At 69.3% G+C, this 26,054-nt stretch carries 22 protein-coding genes and 1 tRNA gene; 7 read left to right on the top strand and 16 right to left on the bottom strand.

The window, feature by feature from the left end:
* Positions 1-59: 59 nt before the first annotated feature.
* The 3 genes from QM721_RS02580 to QM721_RS02570 all read right to left on the bottom strand — a co-directional run bounded on the left by QM721_RS02580 (position 60) and on the right by QM721_RS02570 (position 9,056).
* Positions 60-1,793, bottom strand: a complete 1,734-nt coding sequence (locus tag QM721_RS02580; RefSeq protein ID WP_415118682.1) for a sulfite reductase flavoprotein subunit alpha — start codon at positions 1,791-1,793, stop codon at positions 60-62.
* Positions 1,790-7,273, bottom strand: a complete 5,484-nt coding sequence (locus QM721_RS02575) for a glutamate synthase-related protein (RefSeq protein ID WP_415118680.1) — start codon at positions 7,271-7,273, stop codon at positions 1,790-1,792. The genes QM721_RS02580 and QM721_RS02575 overlap by 4 nt, the downstream gene beginning before the upstream one ends.
* A 223-nt stretch (positions 7,274-7,496) precedes the next feature.
* Positions 7,497-9,056, bottom strand: a complete 1,560-nt coding sequence (locus QM721_RS02570) for a helicase HerA-like domain-containing protein (protein WP_415118679.1) — start codon at positions 9,054-9,056, stop codon at positions 7,497-7,499.
* Between the two features lie 42 nt (positions 9,057-9,098).
* Between QM721_RS02570 and QM721_RS02565 the strand changes: the two genes are divergently transcribed.
* Together QM721_RS02565 and QM721_RS02560 are read left to right on the top strand one after the other, a co-directional pair.
* The gene (locus QM721_RS02565) at positions 9,099-9,392 is read left to right on the top strand and encodes a type II toxin-antitoxin system VapB family antitoxin (RefSeq protein WP_415118678.1); all 294 of its coding nucleotides are present in this window, start codon (positions 9,099-9,101) and stop codon (positions 9,390-9,392) included.
* Between the two features lie 36 nt (positions 9,393-9,428).
* The gene (locus QM721_RS02560) at positions 9,429-9,977 is read left to right on the top strand and encodes a LytR C-terminal domain-containing protein (protein WP_415118676.1); all 549 of its coding nucleotides are present in this window, start codon (positions 9,429-9,431) and stop codon (positions 9,975-9,977) included.
* 12 nt (positions 9,978-9,989) lie between these two features.
* On the opposite strand, the gene QM721_RS02555 is transcribed toward QM721_RS02560, so the two are convergent.
* The 8 genes from QM721_RS02555 to QM721_RS02520 all read right to left on the bottom strand — a co-directional run bounded on the left by QM721_RS02555 (position 9,990) and on the right by QM721_RS02520 (position 18,434).
* Positions 9,990-11,459 (bottom strand): potassium/proton antiporter, encoded by a 1,470-nt coding sequence (locus QM721_RS02555; RefSeq protein ID WP_415120092.1) that lies wholly within the window; start codon positions 11,457-11,459, stop codon positions 9,990-9,992.
* 101 nt (positions 11,460-11,560) lie between these two features.
* Positions 11,561-11,944, bottom strand: a complete 384-nt coding sequence (gene dhaM / locus QM721_RS02550) for a dihydroxyacetone kinase phosphoryl donor subunit DhaM (protein ID WP_415118674.1) — start codon at positions 11,942-11,944, stop codon at positions 11,561-11,563.
* Positions 11,941-12,588 (bottom strand): dihydroxyacetone kinase subunit DhaL, encoded by a 648-nt coding sequence (gene dhaL / locus QM721_RS02545; RefSeq protein WP_415118672.1) that lies wholly within the window; start codon positions 12,586-12,588, stop codon positions 11,941-11,943. The genes dhaM and dhaL overlap by 4 nt, the downstream gene beginning before the upstream one ends.
* Positions 12,589-13,587 carry a dihydroxyacetone kinase subunit DhaK gene (gene dhaK, locus QM721_RS02540; RefSeq protein ID WP_415118670.1) on the bottom strand — a complete coding sequence of 333 codons (999 nt, stop codon included), beginning with the start codon at positions 13,585-13,587 and terminating at the stop codon, positions 12,589-12,591. It lies immediately after the preceding gene.
* 175 nt (positions 13,588-13,762) lie between these two features.
* Complete coding sequence (locus QM721_RS02535) at positions 13,763-14,920, bottom strand: substrate-binding domain-containing protein (RefSeq protein ID WP_415118668.1); 1,158 nt, start codon at positions 14,918-14,920, stop codon at positions 13,763-13,765.
* Positions 14,921-14,949: 29 nt separating this feature from the next.
* Positions 14,950-16,038, bottom strand: coding sequence for an ABC transporter permease (locus QM721_RS02530; RefSeq protein ID WP_415118666.1), 1,089 nt, complete (start codon positions 16,036-16,038; stop codon positions 14,950-14,952).
* A gap of 16 nt (positions 16,039-16,054) precedes the next feature.
* A complete protein-coding gene (locus QM721_RS02525; protein ID WP_415118664.1) occupies positions 16,055-17,551 on the bottom strand; it encodes a sugar ABC transporter ATP-binding protein in 1,497 nt (498 codons plus the stop codon).
* Positions 17,552-17,663: 112 nt separating this feature from the next.
* Entirely contained in the window at positions 17,664-18,434 is a 771-nt protein-coding gene (locus tag QM721_RS02520) for an IclR family transcriptional regulator (protein ID WP_415118662.1), read from the bottom strand.
* Between the two features lie 88 nt (positions 18,435-18,522).
* Here QM721_RS02520 and QM721_RS02515 point away from each other — a divergent pair, with 88 nt between their 5' ends.
* The 3 genes from QM721_RS02515 to QM721_RS02505 are packed head-to-tail and all read left to right on the top strand — an operon-like array spanning position 18,523 to position 21,325.
* Positions 18,523-19,473, top strand: a complete 951-nt coding sequence (locus QM721_RS02515; RefSeq protein WP_415118660.1) for a cyclase family protein — start codon at positions 18,523-18,525, stop codon at positions 19,471-19,473.
* Positions 19,473-20,492 (top strand): 2-hydroxyacid dehydrogenase, encoded by a 1,020-nt coding sequence (locus tag QM721_RS02510; RefSeq protein WP_415118658.1) that lies wholly within the window; start codon positions 19,473-19,475, stop codon positions 20,490-20,492. Before QM721_RS02515 ends, QM721_RS02510 begins: the two co-directional genes overlap by 1 nt.
* Positions 20,489-21,325, top strand: a complete 837-nt coding sequence (locus QM721_RS02505) for an NAD(P)-dependent oxidoreductase (RefSeq protein ID WP_415118656.1) — start codon at positions 20,489-20,491, stop codon at positions 21,323-21,325. Before QM721_RS02510 ends, QM721_RS02505 begins: the two co-directional genes overlap by 4 nt.
* A gap of 55 nt (positions 21,326-21,380) precedes the next feature.
* Here QM721_RS02505 and QM721_RS02500 read toward each other — a convergent pair.
* From QM721_RS02500 to QM721_RS02485, 4 genes are all read right to left on the bottom strand, one after another.
* Positions 21,381-21,469, bottom strand: a tRNA-Ser gene (locus QM721_RS02500).
* 50 nt (positions 21,470-21,519) lie between these two features.
* Entirely contained in the window at positions 21,520-22,119 is a 600-nt protein-coding gene (locus QM721_RS02495; RefSeq protein ID WP_415118654.1) for a YdcF family protein, read from the bottom strand.
* The gene (locus QM721_RS02490; protein WP_415120090.1) at positions 22,116-22,547 is read right to left on the bottom strand and encodes a nucleoside deaminase; all 432 of its coding nucleotides are present in this window, start codon (positions 22,545-22,547) and stop codon (positions 22,116-22,118) included. Before QM721_RS02490 ends, QM721_RS02495 begins: the two co-directional genes overlap by 4 nt.
* Before the next feature lie 30 nt (positions 22,548-22,577).
* On the bottom strand, positions 22,578-23,174 hold the full coding sequence (locus tag QM721_RS02485) for a tRNA adenosine deaminase-associated protein (RefSeq protein WP_415118652.1): 597 nt from the start codon (positions 23,172-23,174) through the stop codon (positions 22,578-22,580).
* A gap of 74 nt (positions 23,175-23,248) precedes the next feature.
* On the opposite strand from QM721_RS02485, the gene upp reads away from it, so the two are divergent.
* Positions 23,249-23,890 carry a uracil phosphoribosyltransferase gene (gene upp, locus QM721_RS02480; protein WP_415118650.1) on the top strand — a complete coding sequence of 214 codons (642 nt, stop codon included), beginning with the start codon at positions 23,249-23,251 and terminating at the stop codon, positions 23,888-23,890.
* Between the two features lie 20 nt (positions 23,891-23,910).
* Entirely contained in the window at positions 23,911-24,942 is a 1,032-nt protein-coding gene (locus QM721_RS02475) for a lactonase family protein (RefSeq protein ID WP_415118648.1), read from the top strand.
* 22 nt (positions 24,943-24,964) lie between these two features.
* On the opposite strand, the gene folP is transcribed toward QM721_RS02475, so the two are convergent.
* Positions 24,965-25,909 carry a dihydropteroate synthase gene (gene folP, locus QM721_RS02470; protein WP_415118646.1) on the bottom strand — a complete coding sequence of 315 codons (945 nt, stop codon included), beginning with the start codon at positions 25,907-25,909 and terminating at the stop codon, positions 24,965-24,967.
* Positions 25,910-26,054: the final 145 nt, after the last annotated feature.

The following is a 26,054-nucleotide window of genomic DNA, read 5'->3' as shown; positions in this document are numbered from 1 at the left end:
CGGTGAACGGGCGTCGGCAGCACAGTGAACAGCTCACCGCGAGCACCGCCTCCTTGGGCTCAGTACACGTCCCTGAGGTAGCGCTTGTCACGCTTCAGCGAGGCGACATAGTCGGCCGCGTCGTCGTCGCCTTGGCCCCGCTGCGCCGCGATCAACTCGATCAGCGCCCGGTCGACGTCGCGGGCCATCCGGGACGCGTCGCCGCAGACGTAGACGTACCCGCCGTCCTCAAGCCACGCGTAGAACTCGGCCCCCTGCTGGAGCATCCGGGTCTGCACGTAGATCTTCTGCGCCTGATCGCGCGAGAAGGCCAGATCGAGCCGGGTGAGCACCCCGCGGGCCTGATAGTCCTCGATCTCGTCGGCGTAGATGAAGTCGTCGGCCCGGTGCTGGTCACCGAAGAACAGCCAGTTGCGTCCGGACGCCCCGCGCGCGGCCCGCTCCTGCAGAAAGCCGCGGAACGGCGCGATGCCGGTGCCCGGGCCGATCATGATCACCGGTGCAGAGTCGTCTGCGGGCAGCCGGAACGCCGCGTTCGGCTGCGGGAAGATGCCGAACTCGGCGTCCTCAGCCCGATCGGACAGGAACGTGGAGCACACCCCGTGGTGCACCCGCGGCCCGCCGTGCCGGACGGCCGCCACGGTCAGGTGAATCCGGTCCGGGCTGTGCAGCGGGCTGGACGAGATCGAGTAGGCCCGATGCTGCAACGGCCGGAACACCCGGGCCAAGTCGTCAATGTCGAGCTTCACTTCGGGCAACAGATGCAGCAGGTCGAGGGTGTCCTTGCCCCACAGCCACGAGTCCAGCGCGTCACGATCGGCCCGCACCACCAGCTCGCCGAGTTCGCTGCCCGGTGCCCGCTCGGCCAGCAATGCCAGCAGGTCCTTCGACGGCGTGGCGATCTCCCAACCGCTCGCCAGTTGCGCAGCCAGGGTCGACTCACCGACCGCGGTCTCGGGGTCGAGGCCCAGCTTCTGCAGCAGCAGATCGGCCAGCGCGGCGTCGTTGATCGGGACGACGGCCAGCGCGTCGCCGGCGTGGTACTCGATGCCGCTGTCGGCCAGCGCGATCTCGAAGTGCCGGATCTCCTTGGCGCTGCCCGGCCCCGACAGCAGCCGGTTGGCCACCAGATGGGTCGGGAACGGCGATTTACGGTTCCACCGCGAACGCTCGCGGGCGCGTCCGGCGGCGGGCGTTGCCGGCGCAACCGGTGCCGCGCCGGCACCAGCCACCTCGGCGCCCAACAGGTCGAGCACCTGCGCGGTCCAGGCCGCGGCGGGCTCCTCGTAGTCGGTGTCGCAGTCCACCCGGGGCAGCAGCCGGGCGGCGCCGAGCTGTTCGAAGCGCAGGTCGATCAGCTTGCCGGCCTGGCAGAAGTCGTCGTAGGCGGTGTCGCCCAGCGCCAGCACCGCGAACCGGACGTCCTCCAGCCGGGGTGCGGTCTCGGCCGAGAACTCGTCCCAGAACAGGGCGGCGTTATCGGGCATCTCACCGTCGCCATAGGTCGAGGTGATCACCAGCACGCGCTCCATCTGGGTCAGCTCGTCGACCGAGACGTCGTCCAGCGCTCGCACCGTGGGGGCCATGCCGCGGGCCTGCGCGGCACTCACCAGATCCTCGGCGAGTAGTTCGCCGCACCCGGTCTGGCTGCCGTAGAGCACGTCGAAGGTCACGGTGGCGGCCGCGGGCGAACCGCCCTCGTCGCGTTTCACCGCGAGCAGGCCGGCGAAGAAGCCGTCCAGCCAGGCCCGCTGACCGGGGCTGAACGGGGCGTCGAGGGTGAGTTGGGTCATGATGCCGTCCGCTCCAGGCTGCGGACGGCGTCCGTGGCCAGATCGTCCAGGGCCGCCTCGGCCAGCAGCCGGTCGAACCGGGCCCGGTCGGTGCGGGCCTCGTTGCGGGCCTGCTGGTGCAGGATCCAGCCGTAGGTGCCGGGCGCGTCCATGCCGCGCACGTTGCGCAGCTCCAGCGAGCGGGTGTAATCGGTCAGCCGCCGGGCCGAGATCAAGGTGGCCAGCTCACCATCGCTGAGCGGATCGAGCCGCTCGCGCAGGTACTTCATCACCCTCTGCATCACGAAAAAGTCCTCGGTCAGGATCAGCGTGCGGGCCTCGGCCCCACCGCGCTGCTGGGCGATCCGCTGGGCGATCGAGAACACCGTGTACGACGACAGCAGGCCGAACATGTCGTCGGCCTCACCGGCCGGGACGCGTCCGTTCAGCACCGGGCGCCCGTCGCGAAAGTGCCGCTTGAGCGTGCGCACCTGCTCGGTGGCCACCGAGGTGGCCAGCTCGTCCAGCAGGTGCTTGCGAGACGAGCTGGCCAGAATCGCGTCAGCGTCCTGCGTGAGCAGCAGCGCCCGCGGCATGCCGCAGAAGATCTGCCGCCGGGTGTTCTCCCAGTCGTCCAGCAGGCGCGTGGCCAGCGGCGACCCCGTCGCGTCCCGGTGCCAACCGAGCAGCAGCCGCGCCGCCTCGGCGTGAAAGTCGCCGTGCTCGTGGTCGTTGAGGCCGAAGACCAGCAGCGAGTCTTCGCTGACCCGGCTGCGCACCGTGCCGTCCGGGTCGTACTGGTAGAGGAAGCCGCCGCTCATCCCGTTGCCCAGGCCTTTGCCGGCCGAGCCGAGGTTGAGCACCGCGCCGTTGGTCATGTATTCGCAACCGAAGTCACCGATGCCCTCGACCACCGCGGTGGCGCCCGAGTTGCGGACGGCGAACCGGTCCCCGGCCTCGCCCTGCACGAAGGTGCGGCCGCCGGTGGCGCCGAACAGCGCGAAGTTGCCGATCAGCACGTTGCCGCCCGCCTCGGCGCTGCCGCCGCCCGGCGTACAGACCACGATCCGTCCGCCGCACTGGCTCTTGCCGACCCCGTCGTTGGCGGTGCCGGTGTGCACCAGTTCGACGCCGTCGTTGCAGAAGGCTCCGAACGACTGCCCCGCCGACCCGCTGGTGCGAATTCGGACGGCGCCCTCGTCGAGGTAGCTGCGGCCACGCTCGTCGGTGAACACCGACGGCAGGCCGGCCAGCGTCGCCGCGTCCAGTTCGTGGTTGAGCATCCGCTCGATGTCGATCGAGAGCTGCCCGCCCACCGACTTGTCGCTGTTGCCCAGCCGGCCGGCGTCCAGTTCGACGCTCGGCTCGGCGCGATCGATCAATGCGGCTCTGACCAGGTCAATCAGGGCGTCGTCGACCGCGTAGCTCTTCTCCAGGTAGACCGGGTCGTCGACGGTGCGTTGCGGCACCCGGGCCAGCATGGCGCGCACGTCGAGGCGTCCGACGCTGGCCGGATGGTCGAGCAACTGGGCCAGGTCGGAGCGTCCCCGGGCCTCGCGCAGCGAGCGCAGCCCAAGCCGGGCCAGCAACTCCCGGACGTCGTGGGCGACGTTCAGCAGGTACTGGGCCAGGGCCCGCGGGTCACCGTCGAAGACCTCGGGGTTGGTGGTGAGCCCGGCGGGACATTTGATGTTGCAGTTCTTCGCCATCACGCACTTGAGCATCATCAGCGCGGTGGTGCCGAACTCGAAGCTGTCACCACCCAGCAGCGCCGACATCACCACGTCACGCCCGGTCTGATGCGCGCCGGAACAGCGCAGCACGATCTTGTCCCGCAGCCCGTTGGCGACCAGCGCCTGATGCACCTCGGCGACGCCGATCTCGGCGGACCGGCCGGCGTACTTCAGGCTGGTCACCGCCGCCGCGCCGGTGCCGCCGGTGTTGCCGGCGACGTTGATCACGTCGGCGCCCGCTTTGGCGACCCCGACCGCGATGGTGCCGATGCCTTCGGACGACACCAGCTTGACGATCACCCGCACCCGGGCCGCCTTGCAGTCGTGGATCAGCTGCGCCAGGTCCTCGATCGAGTAGGTGTCGTGATGCGGCGGGGGCGAGATCAGCTCGACGCCCGGCGTGCCGCCCCGTGCCGCAGCGATCTCGACGGTCACCTTGGCCGCCGGCAGCTGACCGCCCTCACCCGGCTTGGCGCCCTGGCCGATCTTGATCTCCAGCTCTTCGAGCATCGGGTCGGCCAGGTAGCCGGCCCAGATGCCGAACCGGCCGGACGCGAACTGCTTGATCCGGGAGCCGCGGATGGTGCCGTAGCGGGACAGGTGCTCGCCGCCCTCACCGCAGTTCGACATGCCGCCCACCATGTTGGTGCCGTGCGCGACCGCCTCGTGCGCGGTGGCGACCAGCGCACCGTGGCTCATCGCACCCGAGGCCAGCGTGCGGGTGATCTGGTGGGCCGGCTGGACGTCGTCCAGCGGAATGCTCACCGGTGCCGGGGCGAGCAGGGCCAGGAAGGCGGCCGTCTCGCCGCGCACCTGAACCTCGAGGCCCTCGGCCCCGATCCGGGAGTCGAGCACACCGTCGGGGTCGTTGCGGGTCAGGAACTCGGCGAACGCGGTGTAGCGCTCGGGATCGCCGCCGGTGACGTCGGTGAACCGGATCAGGTAGCGATCCTCCCCCCATGCTTCGGTAGCCAGCCCGCGCACGAAAATGCTGGCGTTGCCGTCGATCGAGAACCGGGCCAGCTCGTGCTCGAGATCGGCCGCCGTGTGCAGCCCGGCGACGTCGGCCGGCAGGGCCAGCACGTCGCGCAGCGCCGAGGGCCGCCGGGCCCGCTCGGCCCGTGTGGCGGCCACGAACTCGCGGTAGCCGGGGGTGATCCGAAAGCTGTCGATCTGTTCGGCGGTGAGTGCGCCCAGCCCGTTGTTGACGTAGGCCTCGTCGCTGATCCCGAAGGCGCCCTCCAACTGGTCGAGGGTCAGCGTGACGACCGCCGGGTCCGGCTCGGCAGCGTCGTCGAATCGCCGCGGCTCCTCGGTCATGCCGGCGAAGCCGCGCACCGCGGTGGTGCCGAAGGAGTGCCCGGCGCCTTCGGAGCGCTCCTTGAACAGGCCGAGCAGCGGCACCTGCGACTCGGCTCCCACCACGCAGCCGCGGGCGTGCCACTCGGCAGCGGCCTGCGCGATCCGGGTGAAGCCGACCCCGCCGACCGGCGCCGCCATGTGCGGAAAGCACCGGGCCAGCACCTCATCGGTGGTGTCGAGATAGTTGGGTTCGAAGAACTCGCCGCCGATGTAGCTCTCGACGGTGCACAGCCCGACCCGGCCCATGGTCTTGCCGAGCGCCTTCTCGGCGGCCTTGCGAAACCGGGCGAAGGCACGGTCGGTCTCGGTCTGCTCGCCGGCCGGTGCCGACGCCGACGGGTACTTCTCCTCAGCCCGCAGCCGGGCACTGAGGCTGTACACCGCGGACGCACCGAAGCCCAGCGCCGAGGCGATGTGGTGCGACGACGGCAATTGCCCGCTCTCGGCGACCAGCGACACCCGCAGTCGCAGGCCCTCATCGATCAGTCGCTGATTGACTGCCGCGATCCCCAGCAGCAGCGGCAGCGCCGCCCGGGTGGTCGAGATCTCCCGGTCGGTGAGCACCGCGATCCCGCCCTGGTCGCGGGCGAACGCCGCGACCGCGTCGCACAGCTCGTCGAGTGCGGCGACCACGGACGCCGCGTTGCGCTCAGCGTCGGCCGGGTGCGGTTCGAAGAGCAGGTCGAAGCGGCGCAGCGGGACGAGCTGCTGCTCCCGCAACTGCACCATGTCGAGGTGGGCGAGAATCGGCGAGGCCAGCACCAGTTGTTTGCGGCGCTGTTCGCCGCCGTCCGGTTTGGCGCCCAGCGCGACCCGCAGGCTCATGCCGTCGGCCTCGCGCAGCGAGTCGAGCGGCGGGTTGGTGACCTGGGCGAAGCGCTGCGAGAAGTACTTCGCCATGCCGCCCTCCTGGTCAGATAGGGCGTTGATGGCGTTGCCGTAGCCCATCGCGGTGATCCGCTCCGAGGCGTCGGCAAGCATCGGGTCCATCATGAACCGGAAGCTCTCCTGGTTGAGCGAATAGGCGACGTAGCGGCCGGCCAGGCTGAGGTCTCCGGTGTAGCCCAGCGTGGTGTTGCCACGGGCGAAGGCCGGCGCCGGCAGCGCGGCCACGTCGACCCGGGCGTCGTCCAGCAGAGCGGCGTAGTCACGCCCGGCGGCGAGCCGCTCGAGAGCCTCCCGGGTGCGGAACGTCCGGCCCAACCGGTGATCGTGGTAGAGCATGCCGCCGGCTTCGATCCGGCCGCGGTGGGTCACCGCCTCGTCGGCGAAGCGCACCTGCCCGGCCTCCGACGACACCACCAGGTAGTCGTCGGTCTCGGCGGTGCGCAACGGACGCAGCCCCAGCCGGTCGAGCCGGGCGCCGATCACGTCGCCGTCGCTGAAGATGAGCGCCGCCGGTCCGTCGTTCTTCTCTTCGTACAGCGAGAAGTACTCGAACATGTCGCGGACCTCACCGCTGAGGGTGGCGTCGTTCTCCCAGGCCGGCGGCATCAGCGACACCACCGCCTCGACCAGGTCGAGACCGTCGTCGAACACCCGGCTCTGCAGGGTCTGGTCGAGCCGGCCCGAGTCGGACTGCCCGGGCGGCCGGACGATCCGGCGCTGCCGGGTGATCGCCAAAGTCTCGTCCGAGATCCGGTTCTTGCGGTCGGTGTTGAGTTCGCCGTTGTGGGCCATCAGCCGGAACGGCTGCGCCATCGTCGGGTGCGGCTCGGTGTTGGTCGAGAACCTGGTGTGAAAATACAGCGACCGCACGGCCTGGGCGGGGTGACGCAAGTCGGCGAAGTAGGCGATCACCTCGCCGGCGTTGAGCCGGCCCTTGAGCACCTGGGTGCGGGCGCTGAGCGACAGCGGGTACAGCCCGGCCAGCGCCGGGTCGGTGTACGCCTCGGCTTCGATGGCCAGCAGTGCCGCGTTCGCGGCCCGGTCGACGCGCTCCCGCTGGTCGCCGTCGCCGGGGTCGGCGAGCCGGAACACCCACTGCACGATCGGCAACTGGTACCGCAGCGCCCGCGGACGCAGCGCGGTGTCGTCGACCGGCACGTCGCGGACGACCAACGTGGCCAGCCCCGCCTCGGCCAGCGCGGCGCCGATCAACTCCCGCGCCCTACCCCACTGCGCCCGGTCGTCGGGCATGAAGAAGTTGCCGACGCCGAAGTGGCCGCGCTCCAGGCGCTGCCCGGCCAGGACGCTGAAGAAGTCGACCGACAGGTCGATGCTCACCCCGGCCCCGTCGCCGACGCCTTCGGCCGACATGCCGCCGCGGTGCGGGATCGCACACAGCGCCTGCTCGCCGAGCGCGATCACCTCGTGGTTCTGGGTGCCGTCCTTGCGCGTGATGAACCCGACCCCGCACGCACTGTGCTCTGTCGCGGGCTGGTAGAGCCCCATGCGGTCGCCCATAGCGCCCCTCCTGTCTGGTCATCCCGGCTGTGCCGGCGAGACACTGCGACAGTGGAGGACTCGCTGGTTCGTGCCACGCAGCTCGCGGCACCCCTCATGGTAAGGCTCGCCTCAGGGTGCCATGAAGGGTCTTCCCCACTGAACAGTCCGGGGCGCAGCGAAGAAGGCGTCCACCCACCGACGGTTGGACGAAGCCCTGACCGCACTGGGCGGCGAGAGCCGCTCAGCGCTTCCGGCCCGTCCCCATCATTCCCCGCGCGATCTGGCCACCCACGGTGATCACCTTGTTCCAGAACGCCGGTGAACTGAGCACCTTCTCGACCCCGCTCTTGGCCGCCGGACGGCTGGGCGCCTGCCGGTCGCGTTCCTTGGCCGCGGCTGCGTCGGCCTTGGCCTGCTCGGCCCGCTGAGCCTCGGCCTCGGCCGCCGCCCGGCCCTGTTCCAGCTTGCGGGTGAGCATTTCGTAGGCCGAGTCGCGGTTGATGTCGTGGCCGTACTTGCTCATCATCGCCGACTGGGCGATGCCGCCGGCCATCATCGAGGCCTCCATCGGGTCCATCGAGGCCTCGGGTGCCCGCATCCGGGTCCACGCCACCGGGGTGGGTGCGCCGTTCGGGTTGAGCACAGTGACGATCGCCTCGCCGATGCCCAGGCTCTGCAACACCTCGGTGAGGTCGTAGGCCGAGTTCGGGTAGGTCGCCACCGTGGCCTTCAGCGCCTTGGCGTCGTTGGGGGTGTGGGCCCGCAACTGGTGCTGCACCCGCGAGCCGAGCTGGGCCAGCACGTCATCGGGCACGTCCTTGGGGGTCTGGGTCACGAAGAAGATGCCCACCCCCTTGCTCCTGATCAGCCGGACGGTCTGCGCGATCGCCTGCAGAAAGGCCTTGGACGCGTCGGCGAACAGCAGGTGCGCCTCGTCGAAGAAGAACACCAGCTTGGGCTTGTCGACATCGCCGACCTCGGGCAGGTCATGAAACAGGTCGGCGAGCAGCCACATCAAGAAGGTCGAGAAGATCGCCGGACGGTCCTGCAGGTTGGGTAGCTCCAGCAGCGAGATCACGCCTTGGCCGTCGGCGGTGGTGCGAATCAGGTCACGGGTGTCGAACTCGGGCTCGCCGAAGAACTCGTCGGCACCCTGGGTCTGCAGCGTGACCAGCGAACGCAGAATCACCCCCGCGGTGGCCGGTGACACCCCGCCCAGTTGCTTCAGGTCACCCTTGCCCTCGGGTGAGGTCAGGTAGGCGAGTACCGAGCGCAGGTCCTCCAGGTCGAGCAGCGGCAGCCCCTGGGTGTCGCAGAAGTGAAACACCAGGCCCAGCGTCGACTCCTGGGTCTCGTTCAACCCGAGAACCTTGCTGAGCAGAATCGGCCCGAACGAGCTGATGCTGGCCCGCAGGGGCACCCCGTGGCCCTGGCCACCGAGCGCGTAGAACTCCACCGGGCAGCCATGCGGCTGCCACTGCTGGCCGATCGCCGAGGTGCGGGCCAGCAGCTTCTCCGACGACTTGCCGGGCAGGGCCAGCCCCGACAGGTCGCCCTTGATGTCGGCGGCGAACACCGAAACGCCGGCCCGGGCGATCTGTTCGGCCATCAATTGCAGGGTCTTGGTCTTGCCGGTGCCGGTGGCGCCGGCCACCAGCCCGTGCCGGTTCAGCATCGATAACGAGATGCCGATCGTGGCCTGAGGCACCGGCTGCCCGTCGTGAATCAGGACCCCCAACTCGATCGACTCGGTGGCGAAGGTGTAGCCCTTGATGATGTCTGCGGTGTCCGGGGAACCCATGGCCCCAGATCATACGGCGAGGGGCCGCACTAGACTGTGGCGGTGATCTTCAAGCGAGTCGGCGAAGAGCGCCCTTACCCCGAGCACGGCTACCTGCAGCGGCAGTGGGCGGCGATCGCTCCGCAGCAGATCCGGCTCGACCAGCTGGTCACCACCAAGCGCATTCTCGATCTGGAGCAGTTGCTCGAAGACGACTCCACGTTCTACGGCGACCTGTTTGCGCACGTCATCTTGTGGAACGGCGACTACTACCTTGAGGACGGCCTGCACCGCGCGTTGCGCGCCGCACTGCAGCAGCGCCAGACCATGCATGCCCGGGTTCTCGAACTCAAGTAGTCTGGTTCGAGGTTCAGGGAGCAGAGGAGCGGTTCGTTGCGGCAGCTAATTCGGGCGTTCAAGACGCCCGTCACGCTCGTGCTGCTGCTGGCGCTGGTCGCCTTCGGCGGCTGGTGGGGGCTGAAGAACGCCACCGCGGCCCTTCCGGCCCGGCCCGCCGAGCCGTGCGTGATGACCGATGTGGGCGGCAAACTGACCCCGAACCAGGTGACCGTCCGCACTTTGAATGCGGGGCTGCGCGGTGGGCTGGCCAAGCGGGTGAGCACCAACCTGCGCTCGGTCGGCTTCTACATCGTCAAGGTCAACAACAGCGACCAGCGCATGGAACGCACCGTCGTCGTGGGCAATGCCAAGGACTCACCCGAGGTGAGGCTGGTGGCCGGTTTCTTCAAGAACGCCAAAACCGAGGGTGACGGACGCGTCGATCACGTCGTCGACGTGCTGCTGGGCGACGACTACCAGGGATTCCTGCCCACTGCCCCGAAGTACGTGACGGTCGACGGCCCGGTGTGCCTGCCCGCGCTGCCCGCCTCGGAAACCACGGCGACGGCCAGCCCGGTGCCGACGCCGACCACGACGAAGTGAGAGATTGGGCACTCACCGGCGATCCTCGCGCCAGCGCGACAGTCGTCCGCCACGGCTGATCTGCTTGAACCGGTTCTCGACCTTGTAGCGGTGCCGCGACGGCACCACCACCAACAACTCGTCGCCGGCCCGGATCACGTCACGAGAACCCGGCGCGAACGGCGTCCCCCCGCGAATGATCAGCGACACCACGGTGCTGGGCGGCAGCCGCAGCTCGAACACGGTGACGCCGTGCAGCTTCGAGCCGTCCGGCACCTTGATCTGCATGAAGTCGGCCTGAATCTTGTCGAGCGGCGCCACCTCGACCTCGATGTCGACCGCGTCATCGCCGGTGGTCACGCCGAGCCCCCGGGCCACCCAGCCCAGGGTGGGTGCCTGCAGCGTGGTGTAGACCACGACGAACACGAACACCAGGTCGAACAGGTCCTTGGCCTGGGGTAGCGCCGAGGCCAGTGGCACGGTGGCCATGATGATCGGCACCGCACCGCGCAGGCCCGCCCACGACAAGAAGGCCTGCTCGCGCCAGGGCACCTTGAACCAGGCCGCACACAGCCACACCGACAGTGGCCGGGCGATCATGGTGAGAAACAGCCCGGCCAGCACGCCGGTAACCACCACGTCGGCCGCGAACCGCTCCGGGTGGGCGAGCAGGCCCAGCATCACGAACAACCCGATCTGGGCCACCCAGCCCACGCCCTCGGCGAACGACTTGGTGGCGTTGCGGTGCGGCAGGTCGCTGTTGCCCAGCACCACCGCGCAGATGTAGACGGCTGCGAACCCCGACACGTGCAGGTAGGCGCCGGCTCCCTCGGCGAGCAGGGCCCAGCCCATGGCGCCCAATGGGTACAGCCCTGAGGCCGGCAGCGCGATGCGAGTGAGCACCCGGGCACCCACCCACCCGATCGCCAGCCCGACGGCCAGGCCGCCGAACAGTTCGACCACCACCATGCCCAGAATCAGCGCCGGCCCCTCGGTGGTCTCGCCCATCGCCCATGCCGTAGCCGCGGTGACCAGCAGCACCACCGGAGCGTCGTTCAGGCCCGACTCGGCCTCGAGAACTGCGCGAATCCGCCCCGGAATCGGCACCCGGCGCAGCACCGAGAACACCGCGGCCGAGTCGGTCGGCGCGGTGATCGCCCCGAGCAACAGCGAGGTGGCCAGGTCGAGGTGCAGCACGAAATGCCCGAAGACGGTCATGGCCGCGATCGAGGCGCAGATGCCGACGGTGGCCAGCAACCCGGCCAGGCTGAGGATCGGACGCATCTCGCGCCACTTGGTGGTGAAACCGCCTTCGGCGAGAATCAGCACCAGGGCAGCGAAGCCCAGATCGTGAGCCATGGAGTAGTCGTCGAACTCGACCCACAGGCCCACGCCCACGCCGAGAAACAGGAACAACAGCAGCGAGGGCAGGCCGAGCGAACTCGACAGCCGAGCCGCACCCAGTGCCGCCAAGAGCACACCTGCCCCAGCAAGCAGCACCATGTCCAGACTCAAGGCTCACCCCCTCGGGGCTACTCTATTGAGTCGGTGTTACGGGTGAATGCAACGTCCGCACCGTCATCGGCGGTCGAGCGTGACTCGTCTCAGTCCGCAAACAACTCTTTCGCCTGGGCGGCCTTCCGCACCGCGGCCAGGTCGCCACCCACCTGCGCGGTCACCGCGGCAGCCACCGCGCCCTCGACCAACGGCCCCGGGCAGAACTGCACCGCCTCGGTGTCGAACAGTTCGAGCACCGCCTCGACCGTCATGTCGGCCGAGCCCAGGTCGGTGAGCACCGCGACGTGGTGCCCCGAGCCGGTGAGCTCGTCGACGGCGGCATAGATCAGGTCGAACGACGTGCCGATGCCGCCGTCGGCGGTGCCGCCGGCCGCGCGGAACTCGACATCGGTGGCCATCTGCCGCGCCAGTTCGACCACGCCCTGGGCGAGCTTGGCCGAGTGCGACACGATCACGAATGCGATGCTCACCGGCCACGGCTCTCAGCGGCCTCGGCGGCGTCCGCCGCGCAGGCCAGCAGGTAGGCGGTGGAGGTCGACCCCGGGTCTTTGTGACCGATCGACCGCTCCCCCAGGTACGAGGCCCGGCCCTTGGTGGCCCGCAGCGGAATCGTCGCCTCGGCCCCCTCAGCGGCGGCTGCGGCGGCGGCGCGCAGGGTCTGCGCGGGGGAGCGGCCCGCGTCCGCCGCGGCCTTGGCCGCCGCGATCGCGGGCGTCCAGGCGTCGACCATGGTCTTCTCGCCGGTGGTCGCCTTGCCCCTGGCCACGATGCCGTCGAGCGCGGCCTCGCACAGGGTGCCGACCCAGGCCGCGTCGAGGTCGCCCTCGGAGGCCTTGGCGGCCCGCATGAACGCCGTGCCGTACAACGGCCCGGCAGCTCCGCCCACCTTCGCCATCAGGGTCTGGGCCACCAGCTTGAACACTCCGGCGACATCGTCGGGCGGGGTCTCGTCGATACGCTGCGCCACCACCGCGAAGCCGCGCGCCATGTTCTCGCCGTGATCGCCGTCGCCGATGGCCCGGTCGAGATCGATCAACTCCATCCGGTGCTCGGTCAGTGTGGCCGACGACCGGCGCATCCAGTCCTTCGCCCATTCGACATCGAGAGTCCTCATTCAGACGCCCCTGGTGAGCGCCACCGTGTGCACCGGGGCGTCCCACAGCGTGGTGAGCTCATCGTCGAGCTTGAGCACCGTGACCGAGCAGCCCTGCATCTCCAGCGACGTGATGTAGTTGCCGACCAGCGACCGGCTGACCGTCAATCCCGCCGCCTCCAGGCGCGCCCGGGCATGCCCGTAGACGATGTACAACTCAGACTCGGGCGTGCCGCCCATGCCGTTGACGAACAACAACACCTCGCCGCCCTCAAGCTTCAGGTCGGCCAGAATCGCGTCCACCAACTGGTCGGTGATCTCGTTGGCCGACACCAGCGGCTGACGCGAGCGACCCGGCTCGCCGTGAATGCCGACGCCCATCTCGATCTCGTCGTCGCCCAGGTCGAACGACGGCTTGCCGGCATGCGGCACCGTGCAGGCGGTCAGCGCCACGCCCATGGAGCGCACCTGACCGATCACCTTCTCGGCCACGGCGACCACCGCGTCGAGGTCGTCGCCCCGCTCGGCGGCGGCTCCGGCGATCTTCTCCACCAGCACGGTGCCCGCGACGCCGCGACGCCCGGCCGTCCAGGTGGAGTCCTCGACCGCGACGTCGTCGTTGACCACGACCGCCTTGACCGTGATGTCTTCCATCTCGGCCAGCTCGGCGGCGGTCTCGAAGTTCAGCACGTCGCCGGTGTAGTTCTTCACGATGTGCAGCACGCCCGCGCCGCCGTCGACGGCCTTGGTGGCCTCCAGAATCGGGTCGGGGGTGGGCGAGGTGAACACCGCGCCCGGCACCGCCGCGTCGAGCATGCCGACGCCCACGAAACCGGCGTGCAACGGCTCATGGCCCGACCCGCCGCCCGACACCAGCCCGACCTTGCCACGAACTGGCGCATCGGCACGCACCACGTAGTCGGGGTCGAAATGGACGGTCACGAGGTCGGCGTGGGCCGCCGCGAAACCCTTCAGGGTCTCGGGCACCACATCAGCCGGATCATTGATGAGCTTCTTCATTGAGCACTCCCTTTGAACATGGGCGCCGCAGTCCCCCGGCCACGGCCGGCGCCGCCATGGCGCAGGGTCCACTCTGCCGAACAATGGGCGCCCGCGAAAGGGTGCACGGGCGCTTGCACACTCGTTCACGAAACGCCGCCTCCGAAGAACGGAGGCGGCGTTTCGCGGCGGGTGACTACTTGCCCCAGATGGCCTTGTAAGCCTCTTGGTAGCCGGTCGGATCCCAGTAATTCGCGTCCGACGCGTTCTCCTTGGTCGACACGTGAATCTGCGGGACGTAGCCGGAGGCCTTCTCGCCGGCAAAGGCCCGGTTCAACTCGTCGACGATCTGCCAGCCCTCGGAACGCAGCGGGGACGGCACGGTCGCGGACTGGAAGTCACCGTTGCGAATCCGGGTCAGCGCCGCGGCGTCGCCGTCACCGGCACCCACGTTGACCGGCGCGGTTGCCGCCGTGCGACCGGACTGCCGGAAGGCCGCAGTGGCGTTCTCGAAGTAGACGTCGTTGATCGCCACCGAGTAGGTCCACTTATCGCCCAGGCTGCTCAGCAGTGCGCTGGTCTCGGTCGGCATCCGGTTGGCGACGTCGGCGATCGGGATGTTGGCGTATTTCAGCACCTCGACCGACGAACAGGTCTGCAGCTCCTTCTGGATCATCTGGCTCTTGCCTTCGGCAAACGGGATCGACGAGTCGGTGAAGATCACCACCCCGGCGTCCCCGTTGGACTGAGCGATCACGAACTGCGCGCTGATCTTGGCGACGTCCTCGACCTTGGTGGTGACGTTGCTGAACAGCTTCGGCTCGTCGCTGGGCCCGGGGGTGGCGAGCGCCTGCCACCCGACCAGCGGGATCTTTGCCGCGTTGGCCTGGCGAACCTGACTGTCGGTGGTCTTCGGGTCGAAGCCCCCGAGGATGATGCCGTCGGGGTTGAGGGTGAGCGCCTGGTTGAAGGCGTTCTGAATGCCCGACGGGGAGCCTTGGCCGTCGATCACCTTCAGCGTCCAGCCGATCGCGGCGCTGGCGTCGGTCAGGCCGGCGGCCACGCCGGCGACGCCCGGGTTCTGCATCGACTGGGCGACGTAGACGATGGTCTTGCCGGTGGTGGCCTTCGGGCCGGTGCTGGGGCCGTCCCAGGGCTGGTCCTTGGCGGTCGCCTTGTCGACCGCGGCACGAGCCGCGGCAACGACGTCCGGGCAGGCCGATGCCGCGGTGTTGGTGGCCTGGGCCGAGGCCCGCAACGCGTCGGAACCTCGCTCGCAGCCGGCCAGGACGAGCGATGCGCCGACAAGCAAAGCGCAGCCGGCGGCCAGCGGTCGGCGGAATGGTGATGCCATGGTGAACCTTTCAGGCAGGTGGCGAGCGATCAGGAAACGGGCTTGTCGGGGTTGGCCGACGGGTCGGGGGCAGGTGCCGCCGGGGTGGTGTCGACGGCCTTATTGGCCGCGATGCCGGCGAGAATCTTGCGGCGGGCGCTCCAGCCGGCCAGGCCGACCGCGATCAGCAGCGTGATGCCGTTGAACAGCGGGTTCACCCAGAAGTTCGCACCCAACTGACCGATGCCGGCCAGGCCGATGGCCAAGGTGACCACCGCGACGATGGTGCCGCCGGCGTTGGGTCGTCCGGGCTTGATCACGGTCGAGCCGAGCAAAGCTGCGACGAACGCGGGCAGCATGTACTCCGAGCCCACCGACGGGTTGCCGATCTGCTGCTGCGAGGCCAGCAGCACTCCGGCCACCCCGACCAGGAACGAGCAGGAGGCGAAGGCGTAGACCGAGTAGCGCTGGCTGGGCAGGCCGATCAGGTCGGCGGCGCGCTGGTTGGAGCCGAGCACGTAGAAGTAGCGGCCCAACGGAAGCCGCTCGAGCACCAGCCACAGGATCACCGCGATCACCGTGACGTACCAGGCCGCGACCGGGATGCCGATGAATTTCGAGTCGTACAGGTCGGTGAAGCCGTAGGGCAGGCCGTCGCCGGTCGGCACCACCCGGGCACCGTTGGTGATGGCGCCGGTGATCGCATAGAGCACCGACCCGGTGCCCAGCGTGGCGACGAAGGAGTCGATCTTGCCGAGCTCGACCAGCAGCCCGTTGACGATGCCGACCACGGTGAGCAGCACCAGCACGATCAGCGCAGCGAGAATCCACTGCACGCCGCTGACGACCATGGTCATCATCAACACGTGCGCCAGGCCGAGGGCATAGCCGATCGAGACGTCGAATTTGCCGGTGGCGATCGGGATCATCGCGCCCAGGGCGAGGATCGCGGGGATCGAGTTGGCACCCAGGATCGCGTTCAGGTTGTTCCGGGTGAGGAACGTGCCGGGCATCATGATCGCGAACACGACGAACAACAAGACGGCCAGGATGAGCAGGCCGTAGGTGCCGATGAACGAGCCTCCGCCGCGGCGGCGTTTGGCCGGGCGAGCGGGCGCGGCTGATGCTGCTGTGGTCATTGCGTGGACTCCCTCGTCACTTGGTGGTCAGCAGGTTGGCGCCGGAACTGGCGGCGGTGAGTTTGCCGACGGTGAGATCCTCGCCGGCCAGTTCTTCGGTCATCCGTCCTTGGACGAAGACCAGCGCGCGGTGCGCGACACTGGCCACCTCCTCGAAATCGGTACTGACCATGACGACGGCCAGACCAGCGTCCAGCGCGTCCTCGAGTAGGCGGTAGATGTCGGCCTTCGCGCCGACGTCCACCCCCGCAGTGGGCTCTTCCAGCACGATCACCCGACGGTTGGCTGACAGCCACCGCCCGACCATGACCTTCTGCTGGTTGCCGCCCGAGAGCGTCGCGATCGGCGCCTCCGGGTTGTTCGGCAGGACGCCGTAGGTGGCGGTGAGCTCCTCGCCGAGTGCGGCATCCTTGCCCGGGCTGTTCCACGACAGCACGGACATGCCGCGCGGCCGCAGGTTGGCCAGGAAATTCTCCCGGACGCTCATCTCGGGCGCCATCCCCTCCTCCATCCGGTTGGAGGTGACGAAGCCGACGCCGCGGTCGACCGCGGCCGCGGGCGAGGCGGGGGCGTAGGGCTGGCCATCGAGGGTCAGCGTCCCGCCGTGCATCGGGTAGGCGCCGCCGATGGCGCGGCCGAGCTGGACGTGGCCCGCACCGGTCAAGCCGACCATGCTGACCACTTCGCCGGCGTGCACCTGGAAGCTCACCGGGCCGGCCGGGCCGGCCAGCACCCGGTCGCCGGCCAGCACCACCGGCCGGTCCTGGGCGTTGAACCGGGACTGGTAGCTCTTCGGCTTGCTGCCGACGATGTCGACGATCAGATCCTGCGGGGTCTTGTCTTTGATGCCACCGGCGTGAATCAGCCGTCCGTCGCGGAACACGGTCACCGAGTCAGAGATGGCGAACACCTCGTCGAGGCGGTGCGAGACGTAGATCATGCCGCAGCCCCGCTCGCGCAGGTTCTTCAGCACCTCGAACAGCCGCTCCGAGTCGGCCGCCGGCAGCGAGGCGGTCGGCTCGTCGAGCACCAGGATCGGCGCCTCGGCAGACAGCGCCCGGGCGATGGCGACCAGCGACCGGTCGGCCCGGGTCAGGTCGGCGATCAGCGTCTCGGGGTCGACGTCGAGCTCGACCAGCGCCAGCGCCGCCTCGGCGCGACGCCGCACCTCGCGCCAGTTGATCAGCCCACCGTTGCGGGCGTAGGTGGTGCCGAGCGCGACGTTCTCGGCGACGCTCATCGCCTCCACCAGGCCGAGGTCCTGGTGAATGAAGGCCATCGCGCGGGTGGCCTCGGGTGAACCGAGCGGGTGACCCTGCACCCGCACGTCACCCGCCGTGGGCGGATACAGGCCGGACAGCACCTTGATCAGCGTCGACTTGCCTGCGCCGTTCTGCCCGAGCAGAGCGTGGATGCTGTGTGATTGCAGGGTGAAATCGACGCCCTTGAGCGCTTGGGTGGCGCCGAATTGCTTGACCAGGCCCTTGATCTCGATCAGGGGAACATCTGCCATTTGGGTTATTCCTCAACTCTGAGTGAAACCAACATGCTGGACTGTAGCCAAGATTCTGAACCACGCGGGCACCTGGCGCAACCCCGTCGCAGGAATCGTCCGGCAGTGCCGCTCAGAAACTGCGCCCGGCCAGCGGATTGCGGAACAGCCCCGCGAGTTGCTGCAGCTCGGCGACGACCTGGTCGACCGACACCTCGCTGGCACGTTGCCGGGTCATGGTCGAGCTGACCGCCAAGGCGGCCACCTGGTCGGGCACGTTGCGCACCGCGACCGAAAAGCAGACCTGGCCGAGGTTGGTCTCTTCGTCGTCGACGGCGTACCCACGGGCCCGCACCTGCTCCAGGTCGCGCAGCAGGTCGGGCAACGAATGAATGCTGCGCTCGGTGTAGCGGGGCAACAGCTTGCCGCGATAGCGGTCCTCCACTGCCTCGGCCGGCAAGGTCGCCAGCATCGCCTTGCCAGTGGCGGTAATGGACGCGGGAAAACGGTCACCGATGGCTCCGGTCACCCGCCGGGGACGCCCGGCCGCCTCGAAGCGGGCCAGGTAGATCACGTCGGTTCCGTCGAGCAGGCCCAGTCGCGCCGCCTCCCGCGAGATGATCGGCAATTGCCGCACCCGGTCGTAGAACTCCTCCAGGTCGTCCACGGTGGCCAGGTAGTCGGCGGCCAACCCGAGAAAGCGCCGACCCAGCCGGTAGCGGCCGTCATGACGACGAGCCATGCCCTCGCGCTCGAGCACCGAGCACAACAACGCCGTGGTCGACTTGGCGATGCCCGTGCGAGTCGCGATGTCGGCAACCGTGAGACCGGACTGCCCCGCGCCGGCCAGCAGGTCGACGATGGTCATGGCCCTCGTGAGGGCCGGCACGGCGCTGCGGTCCATCACTGCCCTTTCTGGCCAATATGCTGGATCACGATCAGAATAATGGTCTACGGTAATGTCGCCAATACCCAATGAAGGGAGCCCTGACGTGAGTGCCGAGAGCGCCACCAACCCGCTTGCACTGCCTGAGGTGCCGGCCGATGAGTTCGACCGAATCTTCGAACAGCTCAAGAGGTGGGGTCACTATAGCGATCCCTCCCGGGGCGCCTGGAGCACGGTCGGGCCCGAACAGGTGCGGGCTGCCGCAGCACTGGTGCAGACCGGACGCACGGCTCAGATGGCGCTGCCCTGGAACACCGTCAGCGGCGTCGACAACCCGCAGCCCGCCCTGCACATGATGGTCGAACTGGGCGACCGTGAGCCGCCCGAACCGACCTGCAACAAAGACTTCATCGGGGTCGCCTTTCACGGCAAGGCCGTCTCGCACCTCGACGCGCTCAGCCACATCGCCTACCAAGGGCAGCTCTTCGACGGCAACGCCTCCACCGACGTGGTGAACGCCACCGGCACCGACTTCGGCGATGTCGCGGCGCTGCGGCACCTGGTGACCAGCGCGGTGCTGCTCGACTTCGCCGCGATCGACGGGGTGGACTGGATCGAGCCGGGCACCGCCTTTCACGCTGACGACATTCTGCGTGCCGAGCAGGCATTGGGGGTGCGCATCGAGCCCGGCGACGCCGTGCTGATTCGCAGCGGGCACTTCGCCCGCAGGGCAGTGGTCGGCGCCTGGGACGCCGATGTCGAGGGCAGCGCCGGCCTGCACGTGGACGCCATGCCGCTGCTGGCGCAGCGCGGCATCAGCCTGCTCGGCGGCGACGGCGACAGCGATGCCCGGCCGGCCCCCACGCCGGGCATCGGCTCACCGATTCACATTCTGGCCATCACCGCCATGGGGGTACCGCTGCTCGACAACCTCGACCTGGAGGAACTGTCGGTGGCCTGTCGCGAGGAGGGTCGCTACAAATTCATGCTCACCGTGGCCCCGCTGAACGTGCCGCGCGGCACCGGCGGCCCGGTCAACCCGATCGCGGTCTTCTGATGGCGACGTTTCGGGTGGGGGTCTCCCGCGATTTTCTCGACGGCGACCGCAATGTGTGGGGTGACATCGGCCTGGCCAGGCTCGATGCGGCCGGGGTGCCCTGGGAGTACCTGCCCACCGACGTGACGGCCTTCTCGCCCGATGACCTGGCCCCCTACGACGGGGTGCTGTTCGCCGGGCCAGCCGTACCGGCCTCCGCGTTCGCCGACGGCGTGCCCCGACCGCTGCTGCTGGCGCGGTTCGGGGTGGGCTATGACGCCGTCGACCTGAACGCCTGCACCGAACGCGGCGTCGCGGTCACCATCACCCCCGACGGTGCCCGCCGGCCGGTCGCAACGGCCGCCCTGACCATGCTGCTGGCCGTGCTGCACAACCTGGTGGCCAAGCACTCCCTGGTGGTCGAGAACAACTGGGCCGAGCGCACCAACCTGATGGGCACCGGCCTGAACGGCCTGACCATCGGCCTGCTGGGGGTCGGCAACACCGGGGGCGAGTTCGTGCGACTGCTCGCGCCGTTCGACGTGACGCTGATCGGCAACGACCCGTTCTGCCCACCCGAGCGCGCGGCCGCGATGGGCGTTCGGCTGGTCGACCGGGCCGAGTTGGCCGCGACCGCCGATGCCGTGGTGGTCATGGCGGCGCTGACGCCCGACACGTTCCATGCGATCGACGCCGGGTTCCTGGCCGCCATGAAGCCCTCGGCGGTGCTGATCAACGTGGCCCGCGGGCCGCTCGTCGACGAAACGGCGCTGATCGCCGCCCTGCGGTCGGGGAGCATTCGGGCGGCCGGTCTCGACGTGTTCGAGAACGAGCCGCAAACCTCGGGCATCGAACAGTTGCCCAACGTGACGCTGGCGCCGCATTCGATCGCCTGGACATCCGAGATGAGCCTGGGCAACGGCAACAGTTGCGTGGACGCGCTACTAGCGGTGGCCAGCGGCCAGGCGCCACGCTTCGTGGTGAACCGCGCGGTGCTCGACGCGCCGGCCTTTGCCGATCGATTGAAGGAGTGGGCATGAAGATCTGCGTGCTGGGGCTGGGCAATATGGGCCTGCCGGTGGCGGTCAACCTGGCCAAGGCCGGGCACGACGTCACCGGTGCCAACATCGTCGCGGTGCCGGCGGCCAGCGCAGCCGGGGTCACAGTGTCCACCGACGCCACGGTCACCCTGGCCGATCGCGAGTTGACCTTCTGCCTGCTGCCCGACCTGCCCTACCTGGAGCCGATGCTGCCCGCACTGATCGCGGGCGGCACCCGCGACTTGGTGGTGATGAGCACCATTTCGCCCACCCGGGTGCGTGAGCTGGCCGAGCGGCTGGCCGGCCAGGTGAACGTCCTCGACGCCTGCATGTCCGGCGGCGTGGCGAAGGCCCAGGACGGCACCATGTCGATCATGTGCGGCGGCGACGCGGCGGTGTTCGAGCGACTGCGTCCGATCATGGACGTGATCGGCGGCACCGTCGAGCTGATGGGTGAGGTCGGCGCGGGTGCGGTGACCAAGGCCTGCAATCAGATGGTGGTGGCCGGCACCCTGGTGGCGCTGGCCGAGGCCACCTTGGTGGCCAAGCAGAACGGGCTGGACGCCCACCACGTGCTGAAGGTGCTGGGCGCCGGCCTGGCGGCCTCGGAGTTGCTGGAGCAGAAGGCCGACAAGCTGGCCGGCGAGGACTTCAGCCCCAGCGGCCCGGCGAAGTTCCTGGTGAAGGACCTCGACTTCGCGGCCGACTCGGCCGACGGCCTGTCGCTGCCGTCGCTGGCGGTGTCGCGGGAGCTGTTCACGGGGCTGACCGACGCTGGCCTGGGCGACCTCGACAACAGCGTGGTGCTGCAGTACCTGCGCGATCGGGGCTGAGAGTTCAGACAACTACGAGGGCCCGTCCGAGCATTCGGACGGGCCCTCGCGGATTTGGCGGTGGCGGTGGGATTTGAACCCACGGTAGGCAGAACCTACACACGCTTTCGAGGCGTGCTCCTTAGGCCGCTCGGACACGCCACCGTCGGCGATTCTATCGGTTGGCCCGCGCCCGCTGCCAAATCCGCGATCCGTCAGCGCACCGGCCGGTAGCCCGTGCCGCGCAGCAGCACCGCATACACCGCCGTCTGCGTCTTCAGCACCGGGTGCTCGCCGAAGCGGTAGAGCCTGGCGGGGCGTAGTTCGTCGGCGCGTTCGGGGTGCCGCAGTCGCCAGTAGCGCTCACCGCGCCGGGCGTGCAGCGGGTCGCTGACGATGCGCACCACGCCACCCGGCGCGATCAGCGCCGCCGCGTTGCCGACGTTCTGCCAGGTGTTGGTGGCTTCGTTCTCACCCGTCACCCGGGCCGGGTCGATGCCGTGGCGCGCGATCAGGTCGGCCGCCATCACGTCGGCCTCGCCGGCACCGGTGATCACGAACCGGGTGGCCACGCCGGCGTTGCGCGCCGCAAGATCGACGCGCCAGCGCTGCCGCGGCGAGGGGCGTCCCTGCTTATCGGACGGGCAGCCGAGGACGAGCAGGGTCTCGGGAGCCGCGGTATCGACGGGCTCGTGGGGCACGACGCGCCGGCGCTCGGCCGCCCCGTGCACAGCCTCGGCCGCAAGCCAGAGCGCGGTAAGGGAGGCGAGGGCAACGACACCGGGGCCTCGACAAGCCCGACCGGTCAGGTTCACCGCTGGGCCTCGAAGAAGTGCTGCAGCAGGTCGGCACAGGCCTCGGCCTCGATACCGCCGACCACCTCGACCCGGTGGTTCAACCGCGGGTCGCGCACCACGTCGAACACCGACGACACCGCCCCGGCCTTCGGGTCCCACGTGCCCAGGACCAGCCGCCGCACCCGGGCCAGCAGCAGAGCCCCGGCGCACATCGTGCAGGGTTCGAGGGTGACCACCAGCGTGTGCTCGTCGAGCCGCCACGAGCCCGCCGCCTCGGCTGCCCGGCGCAGGGTCAGCACCTCGGCGTGCGCCGTCGGATCGCCGGAGAGTTCGCGTTCGTTGTGCCCCCGCGCCACCACCGCACCGGACGGGCCGAGCAGCACCGCCCCGACCGGCACGTCGCCGTGGCTGGGGGCCTGCGCCGCCTCGTCGAGCGCCAGCCGCATGGCCGGCTGCCAACGGTTCACGAGGGGCGCTCAGAGCCCGAAGGAGGCCTGAACCGTCTTGCGGTACTGCACGCCGAACTTCAGCTTCTTGGCGATCCGCTCGACCAGGGTGTCTGAATCCTCGTCCTCGTCGCACAGCGCCTCGATCTCGAAATCGGGCACGCCCACGTCGGCCAGAATGTCGAGGTCGCCGATCGGCCCGGCATCGTCGTCGTCCTCGGGTAGCTCAGAGCCTAGAAACTCGGCCGCATCGCGAGCGATCGGCCAGTCGGCGGCGGCCAGCTCGTCCGACAGCAACACCTGCACATGCTTGCCGCGTACCCGCACCACGACGAAGAACTCCGAGGCGATCGACACCAATCCCACGGCGCCGCCGTCACCCGGCATGCGGCGCAACTGAGCGATCAGTTCGTCCAGATCGTTGGCGAACTCCAGCCCCAGGGCGACTGCCACCGGCTGCCCGTCCTCGCGGTACAGGGCCACCACCAGGTCGATGTCGTCTTCAGTGGCGTCCTCGGGGTAGTCGTCCTCGTCGTCGTCAACGTCGCCGAGCACCAGTTCCACCGCGGGTTCGAGCTCGTCGAGGCCCGGGCGGTCGTCGCCGGGTTCATCGGTGTACCTGCTCATCACCACTCCTTGTCTGGGTCCCCATCGTTTCATGCTCGCCGAGCACCCGCACAACCGGTCGCTATGGTTCGTCTGTGGAACTGCGCGCTCTCGATCATCCGCTGGTCTCGCACAAGGTGACGCTGCTGCGCAGCGTCGAAACCGGCTCGCCGGTCTTTCGGCAACTCGTCGAAGAGCTGGTCACGTTGCTCGCCTACGAGGCGACCCGTGAGGTGCGGGTGGACGACTGCGAGGTCACCACCCCGATCACGGTTACCACGGGCAAGAGATTGTCGCGCCCGCGCCCGCTGGTGGTGCCGATTCTGCGGGCGGGGCTGGGCATGCTCGAAGGCATGATGCGGCTGATGCCTAGCGCCGAGGTGGGTTTCGTCGGCATGGTGCGCGACGAAGCGACCCTGGAGCCGTTCACCTACGCCGAGCGGCTGCCCCAGGATCTGTCCGGACGGCAGTGCTACGTGCTCGACCCGATGCTGGCCACCGGCGGCTCGCTGGCCGGCTGCGTGAAATTCCTGGTCGACCGGGGCGCCGATCACATCACCTGCATCTGCCTGCTGGCCGCTCCCGAGGGCATTGAGCGCATGCGCGAACTGGTCGATCCGGTCGGCGTTCCGACCACCCTGGTGGTGGCCGCGGTCGACGAGCGGCTGAACGAGCACGGCTACATCGTGCCCGGCCTCGGCGACGCCGGAGATCGCTTGTACGGCCTGGCCCAGTAGCCGGCCCGATACGATAAGACATGACCGGTTCGTGGCTCGTTCTGGTCGCCAATTCGGGCGACGGCAGTATCAGTTCGTTCTCGCTGCAGGACGGGCAGTTGCAGCGCCTCGCGGTCACCGGGGGGGTGCCGGGCTGCTCCACCTTCTGCGTCGACGCCAGCCGTGACCTGGTCTACGCGGCGGTGAAGGGCAACGACCCCGGCATCACCACGCTGGCCCTCGACCACACCTCGGGCCGCCTCTCGCCCCTGTCGCACCTGTCGTTGCCGGACGGCGGCATGAATTACCTGACCCTGACCCGCGGCGGAACGGCCCTGCTGGGCGCCTCGTACGGGGGTGGTTACGGCATCAGTAGCGCCGTGCACGACGGTGCGGTGAGCGAGCCCATCGCACGCATCGAGTTCCCCAACCTGCATGCGGTGCGGGCCAGCAGCGACGGACGCTTCGCCTACTTCGTCTCGCTCGGTGCCGACCTGATTGCCCAGTACGCCATCGACGCCTGGCTGAACCTGCGTCCGCTCAGCCCGGCGACGGTGGCCGCCCCAGCCGGCTCGGGCCCGCGGCACCTGGCGCTGAACGCCACCCAGGACGCCCTGTACGTGCTCACCGAGTTCTCCGGCCAGGTGCTGCGCTATCGCCGCGACAAGCACTTCGGCAACCTGAGTCCGGCCGGGGCGGTGACCGCTCACGACACCTCCAGGGGCCTGCGGCACAGCACGTTCGGGGCCGACCCGCTGGCTCACCACTACATCTGGGGCGCCGACCTGCACTTCTCTGACCCGTCCCACTTGTGGTGCTCCGAGCGAACCGAGAGCACCCTCGGCGCGGTCGGCATCGCCCCCGACGGTTCGCTCAGCGCCCCGAAGTCGTTCGTGGTGACCGAGACCCAGCCGCGCGGTTTCGCGGTCTCGCCCGACGGCCGGTACCTGATCTGCGCCGGGGAGCGTTCGACCAGCATCGCGCTGTATCGGGTGCACGGCGCTGAACTCGAACTGCTCACCCGCGCCGAGACCGGCACCAAGGCCAACTGGGTGTGGGTGCTGGGCCGCTAAAGAGATTCCGGGCAGCCGGCGGTCACGGCCCGACCCCGCGCACGTTCACGGCGGCCGGGCGATCGCCGCGGATGGACGCCACCATGTCGACGACGCGCCGGGTGGCGCGCACGTCGTGGGCGCGGAAGCACACCGTGCCCAGCCAGCCAGCCACGGCGGTCGCAGCCAGGGTGCCCTCGAGCCGCTCCTCGACGGGCAGGTCGAGGGTCTCGCCCACGAAGTCTTTGCGCGAGAGGGCCTGCAGCACCGGGTAGCCGAGGCCGGCGAGCTGAGCGGTAGCGCGCAGCACGCGCAGCGAGTGACGAGTGGTCTTGCCGAAGTCCAAGGTGGGGTCGATCATGATCGCTGCGCGCGGTATTCCGGCTTGCCGCGCCCTGTTCGCCCCATGAGTGAGCACGGTCAGCACATCGGCGACGATGTCGTCCGGTTCATCGCGCGGGCGCCCGTCCGGGCCGGACGGGCCGTAGCGCACGCCGTCGGGATCAGTGCGGGGCGCCGCGCCCCCGGTGTGTGTGACCACATAGCCGGCGCCGAGCGCGGCCGCGACGTGCACCAGCTCGGGGTCGGCGCTTTGCCAGGTGTCGTTGACCAGGTCGATGCCGACACCTGCGCAGGCCCTGGCGACCTCGGCGCGCCAGGTGTCGAGACTGAGCAACAGGTCGGGGTGATCAGCCCTGACTCGCTCGAGCAGCGGAAGCACCCGCTCGACCTCTTGACCGGCCTCGACCCAGTCACCCTGCTGCCCGGCCCGGACGCCGCCGATGTCGATCAGATCGGCGCCGTCGGCGACCAGTTGGTCGACCGCGGCCGCGGCGCGGCCCAGGTCGTCGAACCGGCCAGAGGCATAGAAGGAGTCGGGGGTGCGGTTGACGATGCCCATCACGGCAGGGTTGGCGGCGGTGAAGGTGCGGCCACGCAGGGTCAGCGGAGCCGGCGAGACCAGCGAAACATTGTCGACGATGGGCACCTGGCCAGACTGCCATGCGCGAGGTGACCCGACCACAACATCGGACTCTACTCAGCTCTGCCTTCGGTTCTACCCGTTCGCGAAAGAACCTATTTTGCTGTCATCTTCTCCTGCATTCACCCTTTCAAACCACTGGCTCGGCTGC

This window comes from Micropruina sp. (assembly GCF_047602085.1).
In the GTDB taxonomy this organism is placed as follows: domain Bacteria; phylum Actinomycetota; class Actinomycetes; order Propionibacteriales; family Propionibacteriaceae; genus Micropruina.
The sequence above is the reverse complement of the archived record's forward strand: the minus strand, read 5'-3'. Positions and strand labels throughout refer to the sequence as shown.

Bases quoted from the DNA above. Each gene is read 5' to 3' on its own strand.
- QM721_RS02580 (WP_415118682.1), bottom strand. From the start codon at position 1,793: ATGACCCAACTCACCCTCGACGCCCCGTTCAGCCCCGGTCAGCGGGCC.
- QM721_RS02575 (WP_415118680.1), bottom strand. From the start codon at position 7,273: ATGGGCGACCGCATGGGGCTCTACCAGCCCGCGACAGAGCACAGTGCG.
- QM721_RS02570 (WP_415118679.1), bottom strand. From the start codon at position 9,056: ATGGGTTCCCCGGACACCGCAGACATCATCAAGGGCTACACCTTCGCC.
- QM721_RS02555 (WP_415120092.1), bottom strand. From the start codon at position 11,459: ATGGTGCTGCTTGCTGGGGCAGGTGTGCTCTTGGCGGCACTGGGTGCG.
- dhaL (WP_415118672.1), bottom strand. From the start codon at position 12,588: ATGAGGACTCTCGATGTCGAATGGGCGAAGGACTGGATGCGCCGGTCG.
- dhaK (WP_415118670.1), bottom strand. From the start codon at position 13,587: ATGAAGAAGCTCATCAATGATCCGGCTGATGTGGTGCCCGAGACCCTG.
- QM721_RS02535 (WP_415118668.1), bottom strand. From the start codon at position 14,920: ATGGCATCACCATTCCGCCGACCGCTGGCCGCCGGCTGCGCTTTGCTT.
- QM721_RS02530 (WP_415118666.1), bottom strand. From the start codon at position 16,038: ATGACCACAGCAGCATCAGCCGCGCCCGCTCGCCCGGCCAAACGCCGC.
- QM721_RS02525 (WP_415118664.1), bottom strand. From the start codon at position 17,551: ATGGCAGATGTTCCCCTGATCGAGATCAAGGGCCTGGTCAAGCAATTC.
- QM721_RS02520 (WP_415118662.1), bottom strand. From the start codon at position 18,434: ATGGACCGCAGCGCCGTGCCGGCCCTCACGAGGGCCATGACCATCGTC.
- QM721_RS02510 (WP_415118658.1), top strand. From the start codon at position 19,473: ATGGCGACGTTTCGGGTGGGGGTCTCCCGCGATTTTCTCGACGGCGAC.
- QM721_RS02505 (WP_415118656.1), top strand. From the start codon at position 20,489: ATGAAGATCTGCGTGCTGGGGCTGGGCAATATGGGCCTGCCGGTGGCG.
- QM721_RS02490 (WP_415120090.1), bottom strand. From the start codon at position 22,547: ATGCGGCTGGCGCTCGACGAGGCGGCGCAGGCCCCCAGCCACGGCGAC.
- QM721_RS02485 (WP_415118652.1), bottom strand. From the start codon at position 23,174: ATGAGCAGGTACACCGATGAACCCGGCGACGACCGCCCGGGCCTCGAC.
- QM721_RS02475 (WP_415118648.1), top strand. From the start codon at position 23,911: ATGACCGGTTCGTGGCTCGTTCTGGTCGCCAATTCGGGCGACGGCAGT.